The sequence below is a fragment of the Streptomyces sp. NPDC048751 genome (assembly GCF_043198595.1).
Classification (GTDB): Bacteria; Actinomycetota; Actinomycetes; order Streptomycetales; family Streptomycetaceae; genus Streptomyces.
Window position 1 is genome coordinate 62,294 of the sequence record NZ_JBICUX010000009.1, and the last position, 15,985, is coordinate 78,278.

Sequence of the window (15,985 nt, forward strand, 5' to 3'; positions counted from 1 at the left end):
CGTGTTCTCCAACTACCTGATCGGTCTGCGCGAGGGGCTCGAGGCCAGCCTCGTCGTCTGCATCCTCATCGCCTACCTGGTCAAGACGGACCGCCGGGACGCCATCAGGCCCATCTGGATCGGCATCGGCGTCGCGGTCGCCCTGGCCCTCGGCTTCGGCTGCGTCCTCGAATTCGGCTCCCAGGAGCTGACGTTCAAGGCGCAGGAGGCGCTCGGCGGTTCGCTGTCGATCCTCGCGGTGGGCCTGGTGACGTGGATGGTGTTCTGGATGCGGCGCACCGCCCGGCACCTGAAGTCCGAGCTGCACGGCAAGCTGGACGCGGCCCTGAGCATGGGCACGGGCGCCCTGGTGGCGACGGCGTTCCTGGCGGTGGGCCGCGAGGGCCTGGAGACGTCCCTGTTCGTGTGGGTGTCGGTGCACGCGGCGAGCGACGGCACCCCCCGCCCGCTGGTCGGCGTCGCCCTGGGCCTGGCCACGGCCGCCCTCCTGGGCTGGCTGTTCTACCGGGGCGCCCTGCGCATCAACCTGGCGAAGTTCTTCACGTGGACCGGCGGCATGCTGGTCGTGATCGCGGCCGGTGTGCTGGCGTACGGCTTCCACGACCTCCAGGAGGCCGACTGGCTCCCGGGCCTGACCGACAAGGCCTTCGACATCACCGGCACGATCCCGCCGGACAGTTGGTACGGCACCCTGCTGAAGGGCGTCTTCAACTTCCAGGCGGATCCGACCGTGCTCCAGGTCACGGTGTGGCTGCTGTACCTGATCCCGACGCTCGCGATCTTCCTCGCCCCGGTAGGGTTCGCCTCCGGGAAGGGGAAGGTGAAGTCACCTGATGACCAGGGATCGCAGCCCTCGAAGGCTCCGCAGGCGTGACCGGAACGCACTCATAGCGGTCTCACTGACCGCTTTGTCGCTGACGTCGAGCGGCTGCGTGGTGGTGCACGGGGAACGCGAGGCAATCCCGGCCACCACGCGGGCCGAGGCCGCCAAGGCACTGAAGCAGTTCACGAACGCGTACAACGCGGCCGACAAGGCCTATGACGGTTCGCTGGACGCCGACTACACCACCGGGGCGCTCGGGGACATCGACGCGGCCCGCCTGAAGGCGGGCAACGCCACCAGCCCGAGCGGCAACGCGGCGCACGCCCCACTGGTGTTGTCGGACGCGAAGTACACGATCCCCAAGAAGGCGGGCTGGCCGCGCTGGTTCGTCGCCGACACCAAGGCCAACAAGGGCGGCGACGCCCGCTGGTTGCTGGTGTTCATGCGCGACGACCTGTCCGAGCCCTGGCAGGTGTCGTACCTGACCCTGGTGGCCCCCGACGCGGTACCGGAGTTCAAGACGGACGCGGACGGCTGGGCCGAGGCCGTGCCGGCGGACTCCACGGAACTCGCCGTGGCACCGAAGAACCTGAGCGACGACTACGCGACCTACCTCAAGAACGGCGGCAGCACCTTCGCGAGCGGTACGCACACCAGCGCGTGGCGGGCGGAGCGGCAGAAGAACGCCACCAGGCCGGGCCTGGCGACGCAGTACGTCGACGAGCCGCTGACGAGCGGCGACTACGCGCCCCTGGCACTGCGCACGAAGGACGGCGGCGCGCTGGTGTTCTTCACCACGCACCACTACGTCAAGCAGACGGCCGCGTCGGGCACGTCGGTCCCCACGCCGAACAAGAACGTGCGGGCGCTGACCAAGGGCGAGATCAAGCAGTCCCTCACGATGGAGTTCGTCTCCAACGAGGTGGCCCTGGACCCGGGCAGGGAGTACGACGGCGGAAAGGTGTCGGTGCTGGGCCGCATCGAGGGCCTGACAGGCGCTCAGGGCGAATGACGGCCGCGCTCAGTGCCCCAGGGGCCAGCCCGCGCTCACCTGGTCGGACTCCTGACCGGCGTGCCGGGCACCGACGTCCGTGAGGACTTCGAGCAGGCTCAGCGGGTCGGGCAGCGGGTGTTCGAGCCCGCGCACCCAGTGCACGGACGCCCCGTCGTCACCGGGCAACCGAGCGGGCGGCACGAGCACGTACGAGCCCCGGCAGTGCCACCGAAGCCCGGGATGCTCGTCCATCGTCTCGGGGTGACAGTCCAGTTCGCACGGCCACCACTCGTCCTCGTCCTCGGGCGTACCACGGGTCAAGGTGAAGAACAGCATCCGCCCGTCGTCGCTCTCGGCGACCGGCCCGACCTCGACCCCCGCGCCGAGCAGCCGCTCCAGCGCCTCCCGACCGGCCTCCAGGGGCACGTCGAGCACGTCGTGCACCATGCCGGTGGCGGTGATGAAGTTGGCCTGGGGCTGGTTGCGGGCCCACCGCTCGATCTGGGCGCGGTCGGTGGTGGACTGCGTCTGCCAGGCGAACGACACCGGGTGCCGGGCGGGCGTGGGACAGCCGACGCGGTCACACGAGCACCGATGGCCGGGCGCCGGATACGCGGCGGGCGCGAGCGGAAGCCCCGCCTCGGCGGCGGCGACCAGCAGGGCCTCACGACCACCGTCGCCGGTGACCTCCTTGGGGCGGCGTCCCCGCAGCCACTGGGAGAGTTTGCCCTGCCGGCCGGTTCGGCCGCCGAACTCCGCGCTCATCTATCCCCTCGCCTCGCTGTGGTGCGGACAGCATGCCCCATGGTCCCACCATCCTGCGTTCCTGGGGGCCGGAGCCGACATCCGGGGTGGGTGAGACAAGACATACCGGGGACTCCCATCGGCCGCTTTGCCGTGAGGTGGGGGCCGACGCGGGGCGAGACCGTGCCTTGGGGACCGTTCAGCGCGGGGCGAGACCGTGCAGCGCGTAGTCGACGAGGGTGTCGGTGTACTCGTAGGAGATCGGGCCCGTGTACTGGAGCCAGCGCTGGGCCAGCGGGGAGATGAAGAACTCGAGGGCGATGCGCGGGTCGATCTCGGGGCGGACCTGACCGGCCTCCTGGGCGGAGCGCAGGCGGTCGACGTACAGCTGGATGGACGGCTCCATGAGCTTGGCCATGTACTCGCGGCCGACCTGTTCGTTGACCACGCCCTCGGCCGCCAGGGCCCGGGCGGGCGCCTCGAACCGGGGATCCTTCAACTGGTCGACGGTGGCCCGCAACACGGCCTTGATGTCGGCGGCGAGGTCGCCGGTGTCCGGGATGACGTACGGCTCCCGCTCCGACTTCCCCGCGTCCCGCGCCGCCTGTTCGCCGAGGTCCAGGAACGCCTCCAGCAGAACGTCGGCCTTCGCCCCCCACCAACGGTAGATCGTCTGCTTGCCCACGCCGGCGCGGGCGGCGATTCCCTCGATCGTGGTCCTCGGATAGCCGACCTCTGCGACGAGCTCGAGGGCGGCGGCGTAGATGGCGCGGCGGGACTTCTCGCTGCGGCGGGTGGTGTCGGGGGCGGACTTCTGAGCGGCCATGGTGCGAACTTATCAGGTTGACAAGACGGAACGTCTCGCCGAATAGTGGTGACCGTAGATACGAGACGATACGTCTCGTCACTCACTTCGGCGAAGGGAGACCGTGATGACGCGAGGCGGAAACGGAAACATGCTGGGTGTCGGCGGCACTCGGAAGAACCTCGGCCGCAAGGCGCTCAGGGGTGGTGGCAGGAACGGCCGTGTGGGCGGCGCCACCGACCCCGGGACCCAGAAACGGGAACTGCTGCGCAAACTCCAGGAAGGGCGCGAGAACCAGCGGTGAACGTCGGAGTCAGCGCTCGGCCGGCGGCCAGGGATCGCCCCAGTCGGCGTCCCTGGCCGCCTTGTAAAGATCACCGTGGCGCTTGGTGACGGTCGCCTTCGTCAGTCGCTCGTCCGCCTCGCACAGATCGAGCAGGACCTGCCCCTTACGGATCTGGGGCCGCCGGACGACACGGGAGGCGGCCGGAAGCACGGGGGCCCGACTGGCGGCGACGTAGCTGAACTTCTCGTCCTCGTAGGCGAGAGAGCCCCCCTTGACCTGCCGGTGCAGGGAGGAACGGCTGACCCGGGCCGAGAAGTGGCACCAGTCGGCCCCGGGGACGATGGGACAGGCGGCGCTGTGCGGGCAGGGGGCCGCGACATGGAAACCGGCGCCGATCAGCCGGTCCCGGGCCTCGATGACACGGGCGTACCCGTCAGGCGTACCGGCCTCGACGATCACAACGGCCTGCCCGGCAGCGGCGACGGCATCGACCAGGGCACCCCGGTCGGCCGGGGTGAGCTCATTGAGAACGTACGAAACGGTGACGAGGTCGGCACGGTCGAGGCTGAGCCCCGCCCCGATACGGGCACGCTGCCACCGGGCGCCGCTCAGCGCCGGATTGGCGCCGGCGATCTCCCGCCCGAGGGCGAGCGCGGGCTCGGCCCAGTCGAGCACGGTCACGGGCCGCTCCCCGTCCCATACGGCACTGACCGCCCAGGTCGCGGCCCCCGTCCCACCCCCGACGTCCACATGACTGCCCGGCACCCACCCGGGCACGGCCTCGGCGAACGCCTCCAACGCGGCCCGCACCGCCTCGAAGGTCGCCGGCATCCGGTAGGCGGCGTAGGCGGCCACATCGGCCCGGTCCCGCAGAATCGGCGCGTCCGTGGGCGTGGCCCCGCGATAGTTGGCGATGAGCCGCTCCACGGCCCCGGCGGCCTGCCTGGGCGGAACCCCGTCAAGCAGCCCGGCAAGGGCCCCACGCAGACTCTCGGCAACAGACACGGAAACGTTCACGCCCCGATTCTCGCAGCCCCGGGGACCCGCGGGTGCGCACCGGCGGGGCGACGCCCACCACGCGAGTCGGCGCAAGCCCCCCCGACCGCCCGCACCACGCAAGCCGGCTCAAGCCCCCCGAACCGCCCGCCCCACCCGAGTCGCCGCTCCCGCCCGGGGGCGGCTGTCCGGCACCCCCCGATGCGGATGGACCCTGTTGGTCAGCAGGACCAGGAACGTGTCCGTCGCCGGGTCGAGAACCAGGGACGTCCCCGTGAACCCCGTATGACCGGCGGCCCCCCGCCCCGCCAGCTCCCCCATGAACCACGGTTGGTCGACGGCGAAGCCCAGCCCCGGCGGGGTCAGCATCAGCTCCACGAAGTCGGGGCCGAGGACGCGGGCGGGCCCGTAGGAGCCGCCCGCCAGCAACGTACGGCAGAAGACCGCGAGGTCACGCCCCGTCGAGAAGAGGCCGGCGTGCCCGGCCACCCCGCCCAGCGCCCAGGCGTTCTCGTCGTGGACGACACCGCGCAGCATCCCCCGGTCCACCTTGGCCCACGGCCGCCGCTGGTCCTCGGTCGCCGCCGCGCCGGGGCAGGGATCGAACCGCGTCGACGTCATGCCCAGCGGCCGGGTGATCCCGTCGTGCACGAGGACGTCGAGGGTGCGCCCGGTGAGGCGTTCCAGCAGGTGCTGGAGGATCAGCATGTTCAGGTCGGAGTACAGGTACGAGGAACCCGGCTCCCGCACCGGCGCCTCCCCCCGCAGCATCTCCAGCCGCGCCGTGTCGTCCGGGCAGTCGTACAGCGGCAGCTCGGGCGGCAGCCCGGAGGTGTGAGTCAGCAGCTGCCGTACGGTGATCCCGTACTCGCGGACCGCGCGGAAGTCCGGCAGATAGGCCCCCACCCGCGCGTCGATCCCCAGCGTGCCGCGCTCGATCTGCTGCACCGCGGCGACCGAGGTGAACAGCTTGGTGAGGGACGCCAGGTCGAACGGCGTGTCGACGGTCATCGGCACCCGGGCCAGGCGCGGCAGTTCCACGCCCCGGCCCGTCTCGGGGTTGTGGCGCGCGTACCGCACCGCCCAGCCCGCCGCCTCCTCCACCGCGATCACCGGTCCACGCCCGGCGACCACGACGGCGCCCGGCGCCCAGGGCGGCTCCCCCGTGGTGAGGTCGTGCACGTCACGGACCAGCAGCCGCAACTCCTCCGGGTCGAGCCCGGCCCGCTCCGGTGTGTCGTTGCGCAGTCTCGGTGCGCTCAGCTGCCCGCTCCCTCCGCGCCCGCGCCGGTCTTCCAGGGACGGCACATTCCCACGAAGCAGCCGAGTGCCACCACCCCTGCCGCCAGTTGGACGACGGCCATCGGGACGGCGGTGTGCTCCCCGGCGACCCCGACCAGCGGGGAGGCGATCGCCCCGATGAGGAAGGAGGACGTACCCAGAAGAGCGGACGCGGACCCGGCGGAGTTCCGGGTGCGCAGGAGAGCGAGGGTCTGGGCGTTGGGCAGGGCGAGGCCCATCGCGGACATCAGCACGAACAGCGCGGCGGCGACAGGGGCCAGGCCGACCTCTCCGAAGGCACCGGTGGCCATCAGCAGCAGTGCGCTCGCGGCCAGGACGACGATCCCGAGCCCCACTGCCATCACCTTGTCCAGGCGTACCCGGCCGACCAGCACCTTGCCGTTGAGCTGGCCGACGACGACCAGTCCGACCGAGTTCAGGCCGAACAGCAGGCTGAAGGTCTGCGGGGAGGCGCCGTAGATCTCCTGGATGACGAACGGGGAGGCGGATATGTAGGCGAAGAGCGCGGCGAAGGCGAAGCCGCCGGCGAGCATGTAGCCGGTGAAGGGCAGGTCGGCGAGGAGGCGCCGCATTGAGCGCAGGGCCTCGCCCACGCCGCCGGAGTGCCGCTCCCCCACCGGAAGGGTCTCCGGGAGCCGCGCCCACACCAGCCCGGCCAGCAGCACACCCACGACCGTCAGGACCACGAACACGCCCCGCCAGTCCGTCACCCGCAGGATCTGCCCGCCGATGAGCGGCGCCACGATCGGGGCGACGCCGGAGATCAGCATGAGGTTGGAGAAGAAGCGGGCCATCGCCACACCGTCGTACAGGTCGCGTACGACGGCCCGGGCGATGACGATCCCGGCGGCGCCCCCGAGCCCCTGCGCCAGCCGGAAGGCGACCAGGGACTCCACACTCGGCGCGAACACGCACAGGACGGTCGCGAGGACGTACACGGCGAGGCCGGTCAACAACGGGCGCCGACGTCCCCACTTGTCGCTCATCGGCCCGACCACCAACTGCCCCAGGGCCATTCCGGCCAGGCAGGCGGTGAGCGTGAGCTGGACGGTCGCGGCGGGCGCGTGCAGGGCGCGGGTGACCTCGGGCAGGGCCGGGAGGTACATGTCCATCGCCAGCGGGGGCGTGGCGGTGAGGCCGCCGAGGACGAAGGTGACGAGCAGACCGGTGCCGCGTGCGGTGCGCGCGGACGACTCGATCGGCTCGTTCGGCTTGTTCGGCTTGTTCGGCTCGTTCGGCTTGTTCGGCTCGGTCTTCGCGTCGGCCGTCTGCGACGCGTTCGATGTGGACGCTGTGGACGCCGTGGACGCCACGGGCGCCGTGGACTCCGTGGACTCCTCAGCCTCCGGCATGAATGGTGCCCCTCCCTCTCCCAGTGATCCGCCCCTATGCTCTCAGCTCGTACAGAATGCCTATGGTCACATGAGCGACGGCGGGAGAGGCCGGGGATGACGGCGGAGAACGTGCGGTGGGGAATCCTGGCGACCGGCGGTATCGCGGCCGCGTTCACGGCGGACCTGGTCGACCTGCCCGACGCGGACGTCGTGGCGGTGGCATCGAGGCGGGAGGACACTGCTAAGGCCTTCGCCGACCGGTTCGGCATCCCCCGCGCGTACGGCGACTGGGAGGCGCTCGCGCGGGACGAGGACGTCGACGTCGTGTACGTCGCCACCCCGCACTCCACGCACCGTGCCGCCGCCGGACTCTGCCTGGCGAACGGGCGGAACGTGCTGTGCGAGAAGCCGTTCACGCTCAACGTGCGCGAGGCCGAGGAACTGGTCGCGCTGTCGCGGGAGCACGGGCGCTTCCTGATGGAAGCCATGTGGATGTACTGCAATCCCCTCGTCCGGCGCCTGAAGGCACTGGTCGAGGACGGCGCCGTGGGCGAGGTGCGTACCGTCCAGGCCGACTTCGGCCTCGCCGGTCCCTTCCCGCCCTCGCACCGGCTGCGCGACCCGGCCCAGGGCGGTGGCGCCCTGCTCGACCTGGGCGTCTACCCGGTCTCCTTCGCCCAGCTCCTGCTCGGCGAGCCCGCCGACGTCACCGCGCGGGCGGTCCTGTCCGACGAGGGTGTCGACCTCCAGACGGGCGCCCTGCTCTCGTGGGAGGGCGGCGCGATCGCCTCGGTGCACTGCTCCATCGTCGGCGGCACGTCGAACACGGCGTACGTGACCGGCTCGCAGGGCCGCATCGACATCCCGAACGGCTTCTTCTACCCGGACCGCTTCGTACTGCACCGCGACGGCAAGGACCCGGAGGAGTTCGTGGCGGACCCGGCCGACGGCCCCCGCAACAGCTTCCGCCACGAGGCCCGCGAGGTCATGCGCGCCCTGCGGGCCGGCGAGACCGAGTCCCCCGTCGTCCCGTTGGACGGCACCCTCGCCGTGATGCGGACGCTCGACGCGATACGCGACCACATCGGCGTCCGCTACCCCGGCGAGGACACCACGGAGGAACTCACACCGGCCTGAGCCTCGGCTCCCCGGCGCCCCGTACGCTGCGGCCCCATGAATGCCAACGGAACGATCGAACAGTCGGGGAAGATCGCGGTGGTGACCGGTGCGGGCTCCGGCATCGGCCGTGCGGTGGCCGTGGAGCTGCTGCGCGCGGGCTGGTCGGTGGCGCTCGCGGGCAGGCGCCCAGGCACACTGGAGGAGACGGCGGCACTCGCACCCGAGGCCGCCTCACTCGCCGTACGCGCCGACGTGTCACAACCGGACGACGTGGCCGCCCTGTTCACCGCCGTGCGCGAACGCTTCGGGCGGCTGGACCTGCTGTTCAACAACGCGGGGACGAACGGACCGGGCGGGGTGCCGGTCGAGGAGCTGCCCTACGACGCCTGGCGGCACGTGGTGGACACCAACCTCAACGGGGCGTTCCTGTGCGCGCAGGCGGCGTACCGCCAGATGAAGGAGCAGGACCCACAGGGCGGCCGGATCATCAACAACGGCTCGATCTCCGCGCACACGCCCCGCCCGCACTCGGTCGCCTACACGGCCACCAAGCACGCCCTGACCGGCCTGACCAAGTCCCTTTCCCTGGACGGGCGGCCGTACCGGATCGCCGTGAGCCAGATCGACATCGGCAACGCGGCCACGGACATGACCGCGCGGATGGGAACCGGCGCGTTGCAGGCCAACGGCGAGGTCGTGCCGGAGCCCGTGATGGATGTGGCGGATGTGGCGCGCACGGTTCGGCACATGGCGGAGCTGCCGTTGGAGGCGAACGTGCAGTTCGCGACGGTGTTGGCGACGGCGATGCCGTATGTGGGGCGCGGCTGAGACCGTCAAATCTTCAATCTACACAATTGGAACCGTTCCTTCCGTACCCTTACGGCGGGTCGTGGGCATATGATCAGCACTCCTCCACCAGAACTTCACACTTGGAACACGGGGATCCGCGAACCAAACCGAGGGGGAGGAGGCAGTCGTTCCACGGCCCCGGATGGGGGTGGACCTCGCGTAGGACCGCGAGATGCGCACCGGACCGTGGAACGGCTGCAACCCAAGTGGGCGAGGGTGCCAAGAGGTGCTACTGGCCCCGGGGTCCGAGCAGGTCCTCGACCTCGGCCATCTGATCCGCGGTGAGCGGCCCCTTCTCGATCGCCCCCGCGTTCTCCTCCGCCTGCGCAACCGACCGGAAGCCCGGAATCGGCACGGTGCGCGGGCTGCGCGCCCACAGCCAGGCGAGGGCACCCTGCGCGAGCGTACGACCGCCGCTGGTGAGGACGTCCCGGAGCGCGTCGACCCGGGCGAGCCAGGCCGGATCGGCCCCGGACCCGTCACCGAACCCCTGCAACCAGGCCGGCGGCCGACTGCGGATGTCCCCCTCCTGAAGGGTGTCGCGCCCGCCGTGGTGCTTTCCGTGGTGTTTTCCGGTGAGCAGCCCCATGGCCAGCGGGCTCCGATTGATGCTGGCGAGCCCGAGCTCCTCGCACAGCGCAACCATGCCGGGCGCGTCCTGAAGGACGTTGAGTGCGTGCTGCACGGCCGCACAGTGCTCCCCCTCCGCGAACACGGCGGCACGCTCCGGATCGTCGGTGCTCCACGCGTAAGCCCGTACGAGCCCTTCCCGTACGAACTCCTCGCAGGCCTCGCGGAGGCGGGCCGCCTGCTCGGGGTGGGCGTCGGAGAGGTGCAGCTGGTAGAGGTCGACGTAGTCGGTGCCGAGGCGGGCCAGGGACGCGGTGAGGGCGCTGCGCGCGTGCTCCGGGGAAGCGTCCTGGCCGGTGCGGGTGCGGGCGCGCTCGTCGAAGAGGTTGCCCCACTTGGTGGCGACGACGGCATCGTCCCGCCGCTTGCCCAGGGCACGGCCGAGCACCCGCTCGCTGTGCCCGGTGCCGTAGACGTCGGCGGTGTCGAAGAAAGTGACACCGAGGTCGAGGGCGCGGTGTATCGCCCGTACGGACTCGTCGTCGTCGACCTTGCCCCAGCCGAGGGGCTGCCCGTCGAGGTCCTGCCACTCACCGCCGATGGCCCAGCAGCCGAAGCCGAGGGGGCTGACGGCGATACCGCTGCGTCCGAGTGTCCTGTTGGTCTCCATGGGCGGGGACGCTAGGAGTTGAAGCGCACTTCAAGGCAAGGGGGGTGCGCGGTATTGGGAGGCACTACTTGTTACGCCTGGCCGGTCTCGAAGCGGGAGATACGGCCGTCGTCCGCGACGGTGAAGCTCCAGCGGGTGCGCATCTCGCCCCAGCTGTCGTTGCTGTAGCGGGCGAGGAGGACGCGGCCGCCGTTGGACTCGTTGTCGACGTCGAGGTGACCGTGGGAGGAGAAGATCTCGCGGTCGATCCACTCGGTGAGATCACGGTCGGAGCCGTCGTCCGACATCGTCGCGTCGGGCGTGAGCAGTTCCAGGAAGGCGTCCCGGTCGTGGGCGTTGACGGCGGCGACGAAGGCACGGACGGCCGGGTCGCTGAGTCGGGCGGTCTGAATCGTCATACCGGCCACGCTCACACCGCTCCCCTGGCCCCGCCACTCGGCCCGCCACCCGGCTCCGCCACTCGGCCCGCCACTCGATCGGCGGCTTCGGGCACGGCCGGCGGGTGTGGGCGGTGCGACGGTGGAAACGCGGGAGGGGACCTGTTCCTGCTGACACCTCAGGAGTGACCGTGACCGCATACGACCGACGAGACCTGGGCCTGCTGCTGCTCCGACTGGGTACGGGAGGTGTGCTGGCCGCGCACGGCGCCCAGAAGCTGTTCGGCTGGTTCGGCGGCCACGGCATCGAGGGCACTGGCCACTTCATGGAGTCCGTCGGCTACAAGCCCGGCAAGGCGAGCGCGATGGCGGCGGGCCTGGCCGAGGCCGGCGGCGGCACCCTCCTGGCGCTGGGCCTGGCCACCCCGGCGGCGGGTGCGGCAGCGGCCGGCGCGATGACGGGCGCGGCGACGGTGCACGTACCGAACGGCTTCTTCGCCCAGGAGGGCGGCTACGAATACGCCGCGTCCCTCGCCCTGGCCACCACCGGCCTGGCCATCACCGGCCCCGGCCGCCTCTCCCTCGACCACGCGTTCAGGCACGTCTTCGACCGGGGCTGGATGGTCCCTACGGCACTGGGGGTGACGGCGGCGGCCACCGCGGTGGTGGTGGGGCTGCGGACGAAGAGGCTGCGGGAGGCGGAGCAGGAGAAGGAGGGGCAGCAGGAGGCGTTGTTCGAGGAGTAGCCCCGCTGGGCAGGGTGGCTCCATGACTGCTGAGGAGCCCCCCGCGGACACGGACATCTGGTCTGCCATCGACGGCCAGTGGCGCTGGCTGGAGGCGAACCAGCCCCTGGGCGACCGCGAAGGCCTGCTCCTGCGCATGCTGAAGCTGTCGGAGGAGGTCGGTGAGGTCGCCCAGGCGGTGATCGGCGCGACGGGCCAGAACCCCCGTAAGGGCGTCACCCACACCTGGGAGGACGTCCAGTCCGAACTATGCGACGTCGCGATCACCGCACTGGTCGCCCTGCGCACGCTGACGCCGGAGGCGAGGGAGGTGTTCCTCCGCCACCTGGCCGGCGTCTCACGCCGCTCGCTGCGAGGTTGAACAGGTGGAGGACGTCAGTCCTGCTTGGGCGCGGCCTGCTGCACGACCTCGAAGGACCACAGGGTGGCGTCGGTAGCGGCAGGCTTGGGCCGCTCGCCCTCTCCGGCCTGGGCACCCCCGCCCCCGTGCGCAGCCTGGGCCCGCCCGGACATCCAGTTCTGGAAGTCCTCCTCACTCCGCCACCGCGTGTACACGAGGTACTGATCGGTCCCCTCCACCGGCCGCAGCAGCTCGAACCACTCGAACCCGTCCGACCCCTCCACGGCCCCGGCCCGCGCGGCGAACCGCTTCTCCAGGGTCTCGCGCTGCTCTTCGGGGACGGTGAGGACGTTGATCTTTACGATGCTCATGAGTCCATTGTTCCGCCCTTGAGCGCGGAAACGAAGGCGGACCAGCGGCACGCCGGGAACACGAGGACGGGACTGTCCATGACCTTGCTGTCCCGGACGGGGACGAGGGCGGCGAAGCCGTCGGAGACTTCGAGGCAGGCGCCGCCGTCCTGGTTGCTGTAGCTGCTCTTCCTCCAAGAGGCGGCGCTCAGGTCGATGGCTCGCACGTTGCTTCCTCCAACATCCGCAGGATGAACTTGCGCGACTCCGCCGGGGTGAGCGCCAGGTCGCGCACCGCATCGTACGTCTTCTGCAAACGCACAACCGGGCCGGATTCTTCGATGAGTTCGCCCCGGTACCCATTCTCGGTATACGCGACTGTCCTGCCCTCCGGAAGGAGCAGGTACCACATGTCGGCGCTCATGAGGCCATGCAATCCCGCACTCTGCAGAAGCACATGGACCGTCACATGGGGCCTCTCAGCGGCCTCTCCCAGGTACTCAAGCTGCCGACGCCATTCCTCCGCGTCCCGCAAGGGCGTCCGCAGCACCGCCTCCGACAGGATGGTCCGAAACGGCGGCGCATCCTCCCCCTCCAGCAACTCCCGCCGCCCCATCCGAGCCTCGACCTGCTGCTCAAGCTCCTTCCCCCGCAGCCCACCGGCCACCAACACCTCACGCGCATACCCCGGCGTCTGCAGAAGACCCGGCAGAACACTCACCGCGAAGTGCCACAGGCTCACCGCCTCCGACTCCAAGGCCATGTACCGGCGATACCGCTCACGGAACTGCGTATGGTCACCGGCGGCCAACTCCCAAAGGGCGAGCAGCAGTCCGGGTGTCCCGTAGTGCTGATCCAGGGCTTGCACGACCTCAGGACTGCCAAGGGTCTCCCCCTTCTCCATCTTCCCGAAGAGGGACCAGTCCCAGCCGAGCCGTTCACCGAGTTGCCGCAGGCTGCTCCCGCTCCCCGTACGCAGGATTCGGAGCTCCTCCGCGAACCGCTGACGAGGTTCCTGACTGCGACCGGTGATGACGCGACGTTGCGGCATACGGCGGACTCCCCTCCGAGACGTTCAGGTGCTGGGTGTGGAAGGTGTGGAACGAGTTCCGTACGACGGGGAAGCACAAGCCCACCCACAGGACGATCGACCACGTCCGGGCACATGATGCGTAACGCCCGGACTACGCAGAGTAATTCAGCAAGCGCAGCCGGGTGGACGGATTCGGCAGGACGACACCGACAGGACGGACGGACACCGTGCCCCCCACCCCACCCCGCAACCACAAGATCGAGGAAGCCCTCGCCGCGCGCGACGCCCTGGCATCCGCACTCAGCAGGGCAGGCATCCAGCTCCCCGCGATGGACATCCGCACCCCGTGGACGGACGAGCGGGAGGAGGAGCCGACGTACGCGCTCGTCCACCTCGGAGTGTGCGCGGCCCCCGTGGCGCACGAGCTCGCGGAGGTGATCACGAAGGGAGCCGACGCGAGCCGGGTTCCACCCAAGACCCGAGCCGAGCTGCTGAGTTCGCTGGTGGCCGAGGCGAACGCTTGGAGCAGAAAACGCATCTGACGCCGACACCTGACGGTGACCTAAACTGGCGCCGAACCATCTCAGCGGCCCGACGGGCTTCCTGATCCGCCTCGCGAGAGCGCGCGGTGGACACCGGAGGACATGCCCCCACCCGCACGAGTCTTCTTCGTGCTGCCTGGGGGCATTTTCTTGCTGTTCCGTGAGTCCGCGGTGTCCGTGGCCGCCCGCATCCTCGAAGGGTCGCTGGCGCTGCATCTGACCGAGAACTTCCGTCACCGGCACGGCAGGAGGCCCGCCGCGGCAGAGATACGGTCCTGGGAACGCAGCCTCCCGGCACTCGTCAACGCGCTCATGGAGGCCGGGCTCGACGATGTCGAGATCCTGGTCGAGTACAGCCTGCCGCTCACCAGCAAGCGCGCGGACGCCGTACTCGCCGGCGTACACCCGACCACGGGCGAACCGTCGTACGTCGTCGTGGAGCTGAAGCAGTGGAGCGCGGCCTACCCGGAGGAGGACGAGCCGCTGCTGTGCCGGATCGACGCGTACACGCAGCCCGTACTGAACCCGATCGAGCAGGTCCGGGGCTACTGCGAGTACCTGCTTTCGTTCAACGGGGCGCTGGAGCGGATGCCCAGGTCGCTGACCGGGGTGGCGTTCCTGCACAACGCGACGGAGTTCGGCGTGGCGGGGCTGCGGGAGGTCACGGAGGACCAGCACGGCCGCCTGTACACGGGTGAGCAGCGCGGCGCGTTCGTCAACTTCCTGCGTTCCCGGCTCGCCGCGAAGCCCGGCGCGGAGGCGGCCGACGTACTGCTCGACGGCAAGATCCGGCCGTCGAAGCAGCTGATGGCCGTAGCGGCGGACGAGATCCAGGCCCGCGAGCAGTTCGTACTCATCGCCGAGCAGCGGGTCGCCTACGAACAGGTCATGTCCGCGGTCCGCAAGGCAAGGCGGTCCAACCACAAGCAGGTCGTCGTGGTGACGGGCGGTCCCGGCTCCGGCAAGAGTGTCGTGGCGATGTCGCTGCTGGGCGAGTTGTACCGGCGCGGGGTGCCCGCGCTGCACGCGACCGGGTCGGCGTCGTTCACCAAGACGATGCGGAAGGTCGCCGGGGCACGGAAGCCCGCCGTGCAACAGCTGTTCAAGTACTTCAACAGCTTCATGGAGGCGGAGCCGAACGACCTCGACGTACTGATCTGCGACGAGGCCCACCGGCTGCGCAAGACCTCCGCCAACCGCTACACCAAGGCGTCGCTGCGCACCGGCCGCCCCCAGGTGGCGGAGCTGATCGACGCGGCCCGGGTGCCGGTGTTCCTGCTCGACCAGCACCAGGTGGTGCGTCCCGGCGAGATGGGCACCAAGGAGGAGATCCAGCGGGCCGCCGCCGCGGAGGGCCTGGAGTGCACGGTGGTGGAGCTGGACGGCCAGTTCCGCTGCGGTGGCAGTGAGGCGTACGAGAAATGGGTCGTGGACCTGCTCGGCCTGGACGGCGGCACGCCCCACCAGTGGGAGCCGGACGGCAGGTTCACACTCCTCACCGCCGAAAGCCCCCAGGAACTGGAGGACTTCCTGCTCGCCCGCCGAGCGGAGGACTACGACGCCCGGATGTCGGCCGGCTACTGCTGGAAGTGGACCACGAAGATCACCCCGGACATGACGACCCTCCCCACCGACGTCGTCATCGGCCAATGGGCCCGCCCCTGGAACGTCTACGGCGACCGCTCCGTCCTCGGCGCCCCACCCGCCCCCCTCTGGGCCACCGACCCCGCCGGCTTCGGCCAGGTCGGCTGCGTCTACACCGCCCAGGGCTTCGAATACGACTGGTCCGGCGTCATCATCGGCCCCGACCTCGTCTGGCGCACAGACCGCTGGGTCACCGACCGCACCGCCTCGAAGGACCCCGTCTTCACAAAGTCCACGCCCGACTCGGACATCGACCGACTCATCCGCAACACCTACAAGGTGCTGCTGACGCGGGGCATGGTCGGCACGATCATCTACTCAACGGATCCGGAGACCCGCGAGAAGCTCCGCACACTGATCCAGCCTGCGGCTGGGGTCGAGGTGCCCACGCTGGTGTAGTGCCGGCGACCGAAACACCAGGACTGCACCCCGCCTCCGCCACCGGAGTCGGCTACGGCACC

At 70.4% G+C, this 15,985-nt stretch carries 18 protein-coding genes and 1 pseudogene; 9 read left to right on the top strand and 10 right to left on the bottom strand.

The genetic code is table 11. The features are described 5' to 3' along the window. Position 1 precedes the first annotated feature (1 nt). Entirely contained in the window at positions 2-874 is an 873-nt protein-coding gene (gene efeU / locus ACGFNV_RS27490; protein ID WP_393625783.1) for an iron uptake transporter permease EfeU, read from the top strand. After that, positions 834-1,835, top strand: coding sequence for a hypothetical protein (locus ACGFNV_RS27495; protein ID WP_393625785.1), 1,002 nt, complete (start codon positions 834-836; stop codon positions 1,833-1,835). The genes efeU and ACGFNV_RS27495 overlap by 41 nt, the downstream gene beginning before the upstream one ends. A gap of 9 nt (positions 1,836-1,844) precedes the next feature. Here the strand turns inward: ACGFNV_RS27495 and ACGFNV_RS27500 are convergent, their stop codons facing one another. Continuing rightward, positions 1,845-2,582, bottom strand: a complete 738-nt coding sequence (locus ACGFNV_RS27500) for a bifunctional DNA primase/polymerase (RefSeq protein ID WP_393625787.1) — start codon at positions 2,580-2,582, stop codon at positions 1,845-1,847. A gap of 178 nt (positions 2,583-2,760) precedes the next feature. Further along, positions 2,761-3,387: a TetR/AcrR family transcriptional regulator gene (locus tag ACGFNV_RS27505; RefSeq protein ID WP_393625788.1), complete on the bottom strand. Its 627-nt coding sequence runs from the start codon at positions 3,385-3,387 to the stop codon at positions 2,761-2,763. Positions 3,388-3,493: 106 nt separating this feature from the next. Here ACGFNV_RS27505 and ACGFNV_RS27510 point away from each other — a divergent pair, with 106 nt between their 5' ends. Then, positions 3,494-3,670 carry a DUF6243 family protein gene (locus tag ACGFNV_RS27510; RefSeq protein WP_393625790.1) on the top strand — a complete coding sequence of 59 codons (177 nt, stop codon included), beginning with the start codon at positions 3,494-3,496 and terminating at the stop codon, positions 3,668-3,670. A 9-nt stretch (positions 3,671-3,679) separates the two neighbouring features. Here ACGFNV_RS27510 and ACGFNV_RS27515 read toward each other — a convergent pair whose 3' ends face one another. From ACGFNV_RS27515 to ACGFNV_RS27525, 3 genes are all read right to left on the bottom strand, one after another. Beyond that, positions 3,680-4,669 (bottom strand): small ribosomal subunit Rsm22 family protein, encoded by a 990-nt coding sequence (locus tag ACGFNV_RS27515; RefSeq protein ID WP_393625792.1) that lies wholly within the window; start codon positions 4,667-4,669, stop codon positions 3,680-3,682. A gap of 108 nt (positions 4,670-4,777) precedes the next feature. After that, positions 4,778-5,956: a serine hydrolase domain-containing protein gene (locus ACGFNV_RS27520; protein WP_393625794.1), complete on the bottom strand. Its 1,179-nt coding sequence runs from the start codon at positions 5,954-5,956 to the stop codon at positions 4,778-4,780. Beyond that, positions 5,908-7,302: a multidrug effflux MFS transporter gene (locus ACGFNV_RS27525; protein ID WP_393625796.1), complete on the bottom strand. Its 1,395-nt coding sequence runs from the start codon at positions 7,300-7,302 to the stop codon at positions 5,908-5,910. Before ACGFNV_RS27525 ends, ACGFNV_RS27520 begins: the two co-directional genes overlap by 49 nt. Positions 7,303-7,398: 96 nt before the next feature. Here ACGFNV_RS27525 and ACGFNV_RS27530 point away from each other — a divergent pair, with 96 nt between their 5' ends. Both ACGFNV_RS27530 and ACGFNV_RS27535 read left to right on the top strand, forming a co-directional pair. After that, positions 7,399-8,421, top strand: a complete 1,023-nt coding sequence (locus ACGFNV_RS27530) for a Gfo/Idh/MocA family protein (protein ID WP_393625798.1) — start codon at positions 7,399-7,401, stop codon at positions 8,419-8,421. 36 nt (positions 8,422-8,457) lie between these two features. After that, positions 8,458-9,231 (top strand): SDR family oxidoreductase, encoded by a 774-nt coding sequence (locus ACGFNV_RS27535; RefSeq protein ID WP_393625799.1) that lies wholly within the window; start codon positions 8,458-8,460, stop codon positions 9,229-9,231. 250 nt (positions 9,232-9,481) lie between these two features. Here ACGFNV_RS27535 and ACGFNV_RS27540 read toward each other — a convergent pair whose 3' ends face one another. Together ACGFNV_RS27540 and ACGFNV_RS27545 are read right to left on the bottom strand one after the other, a co-directional pair. Continuing rightward, a complete protein-coding gene (locus ACGFNV_RS27540) occupies positions 9,482-10,492 on the bottom strand; it encodes an aldo/keto reductase (protein WP_393625801.1) in 1,011 nt (336 codons plus the stop codon). Positions 10,493-10,563: 71 nt separating this feature from the next. Continuing rightward, complete coding sequence (locus ACGFNV_RS27545; protein WP_393625803.1) at positions 10,564-10,890, bottom strand: nuclear transport factor 2 family protein; 327 nt, start codon at positions 10,888-10,890, stop codon at positions 10,564-10,566. 170 nt (positions 10,891-11,060) lie between these two features. On the opposite strand from ACGFNV_RS27545, the gene ACGFNV_RS27550 reads away from it, so the two are divergent. Then, positions 11,061-11,615 (top strand): DoxX family protein, encoded by a 555-nt coding sequence (locus ACGFNV_RS27550; RefSeq protein ID WP_393625805.1) that lies wholly within the window; start codon positions 11,061-11,063, stop codon positions 11,613-11,615. A 22-nt stretch (positions 11,616-11,637) separates the two neighbouring features. After that, positions 11,638-11,976 carry a MazG-like family protein gene (locus ACGFNV_RS27555; RefSeq protein WP_393625807.1) on the top strand — a complete coding sequence of 113 codons (339 nt, stop codon included), beginning with the start codon at positions 11,638-11,640 and terminating at the stop codon, positions 11,974-11,976. A 14-nt stretch (positions 11,977-11,990) separates the two neighbouring features. Here ACGFNV_RS27555 and ACGFNV_RS27560 read toward each other — a convergent pair whose 3' ends face one another. The 3 genes from ACGFNV_RS27560 to ACGFNV_RS27570 are packed head-to-tail and all read right to left on the bottom strand — an operon-like array spanning position 11,991 to position 13,356. Further along, positions 11,991-12,326 (bottom strand): antibiotic biosynthesis monooxygenase family protein, encoded by a 336-nt coding sequence (locus tag ACGFNV_RS27560; RefSeq protein WP_393625809.1) that lies wholly within the window; start codon positions 12,324-12,326, stop codon positions 11,991-11,993. After that, positions 12,323-12,532, bottom strand: coding sequence for a DUF397 domain-containing protein (locus ACGFNV_RS27565; RefSeq protein WP_393625811.1), 210 nt, complete (start codon positions 12,530-12,532; stop codon positions 12,323-12,325). Before ACGFNV_RS27565 ends, ACGFNV_RS27560 begins: the two co-directional genes overlap by 4 nt. After that, a complete protein-coding gene (locus ACGFNV_RS27570) occupies positions 12,514-13,356 on the bottom strand; it encodes a helix-turn-helix domain-containing protein (RefSeq protein WP_393625812.1) in 843 nt (280 codons plus the stop codon). The genes ACGFNV_RS27565 and ACGFNV_RS27570 overlap by 19 nt, the downstream gene beginning before the upstream one ends. A gap of 209 nt (positions 13,357-13,565) precedes the next feature. On the opposite strand from ACGFNV_RS27570, the pseudogene ACGFNV_RS27575 reads away from it, so the two are divergent. Continuing rightward, positions 13,566-13,790: pseudogene (locus tag ACGFNV_RS27575) on the top strand (hypothetical protein); the annotation flags it as partial. Between the two features lie 240 nt (positions 13,791-14,030). Beyond that, positions 14,031-15,923 carry a DNA/RNA helicase domain-containing protein gene (locus ACGFNV_RS27580; protein ID WP_393625814.1) on the top strand — a complete coding sequence of 631 codons (1,893 nt, stop codon included), beginning with the start codon at positions 14,031-14,033 and terminating at the stop codon, positions 15,921-15,923. Positions 15,924-15,985: the final 62 nt, after the last annotated feature.

Coding starts and splice junctions, on each gene's coding strand:
- ACGFNV_RS27535 (WP_393625799.1), top strand. CDS start 8,458: ATGAATGCCAACGGAACGATCGAACAGTCGGGGAAGATCGCGGTGGTG.
- ACGFNV_RS27505 (WP_393625788.1), bottom strand. CDS start 3,387: ATGGCCGCTCAGAAGTCCGCCCCCGACACCACCCGCCGCAGCGAGAAG.
- ACGFNV_RS27530 (WP_393625798.1), top strand. CDS start 7,399: ATGACGGCGGAGAACGTGCGGTGGGGAATCCTGGCGACCGGCGGTATC.
- ACGFNV_RS27540 (WP_393625801.1), bottom strand. CDS start 10,492: ATGGAGACCAACAGGACACTCGGACGCAGCGGTATCGCCGTCAGCCCC.
- ACGFNV_RS27560 (WP_393625809.1), bottom strand. CDS start 12,326: ATGAGCATCGTAAAGATCAACGTCCTCACCGTCCCCGAAGAGCAGCGC.
- ACGFNV_RS27570 (WP_393625812.1), bottom strand. CDS start 13,356: ATGCCGCAACGTCGCGTCATCACCGGTCGCAGTCAGGAACCTCGTCAG.
- ACGFNV_RS27510 (WP_393625790.1), top strand. CDS start 3,494: ATGACGCGAGGCGGAAACGGAAACATGCTGGGTGTCGGCGGCACTCGG.
- ACGFNV_RS27555 (WP_393625807.1), top strand. CDS start 11,638: ATGACTGCTGAGGAGCCCCCCGCGGACACGGACATCTGGTCTGCCATC.
- ACGFNV_RS27500 (WP_393625787.1), bottom strand. CDS start 2,582: ATGAGCGCGGAGTTCGGCGGCCGAACCGGCCGGCAGGGCAAACTCTCC.
- ACGFNV_RS27495 (WP_393625785.1), top strand. CDS start 834: ATGACCAGGGATCGCAGCCCTCGAAGGCTCCGCAGGCGTGACCGGAAC.
- ACGFNV_RS27525 (WP_393625796.1), bottom strand. CDS start 7,302: ATGCCGGAGGCTGAGGAGTCCACGGAGTCCACGGCGCCCGTGGCGTCC.
- ACGFNV_RS27545 (WP_393625803.1), bottom strand. CDS start 10,890: ATGACGATTCAGACCGCCCGACTCAGCGACCCGGCCGTCCGTGCCTTC.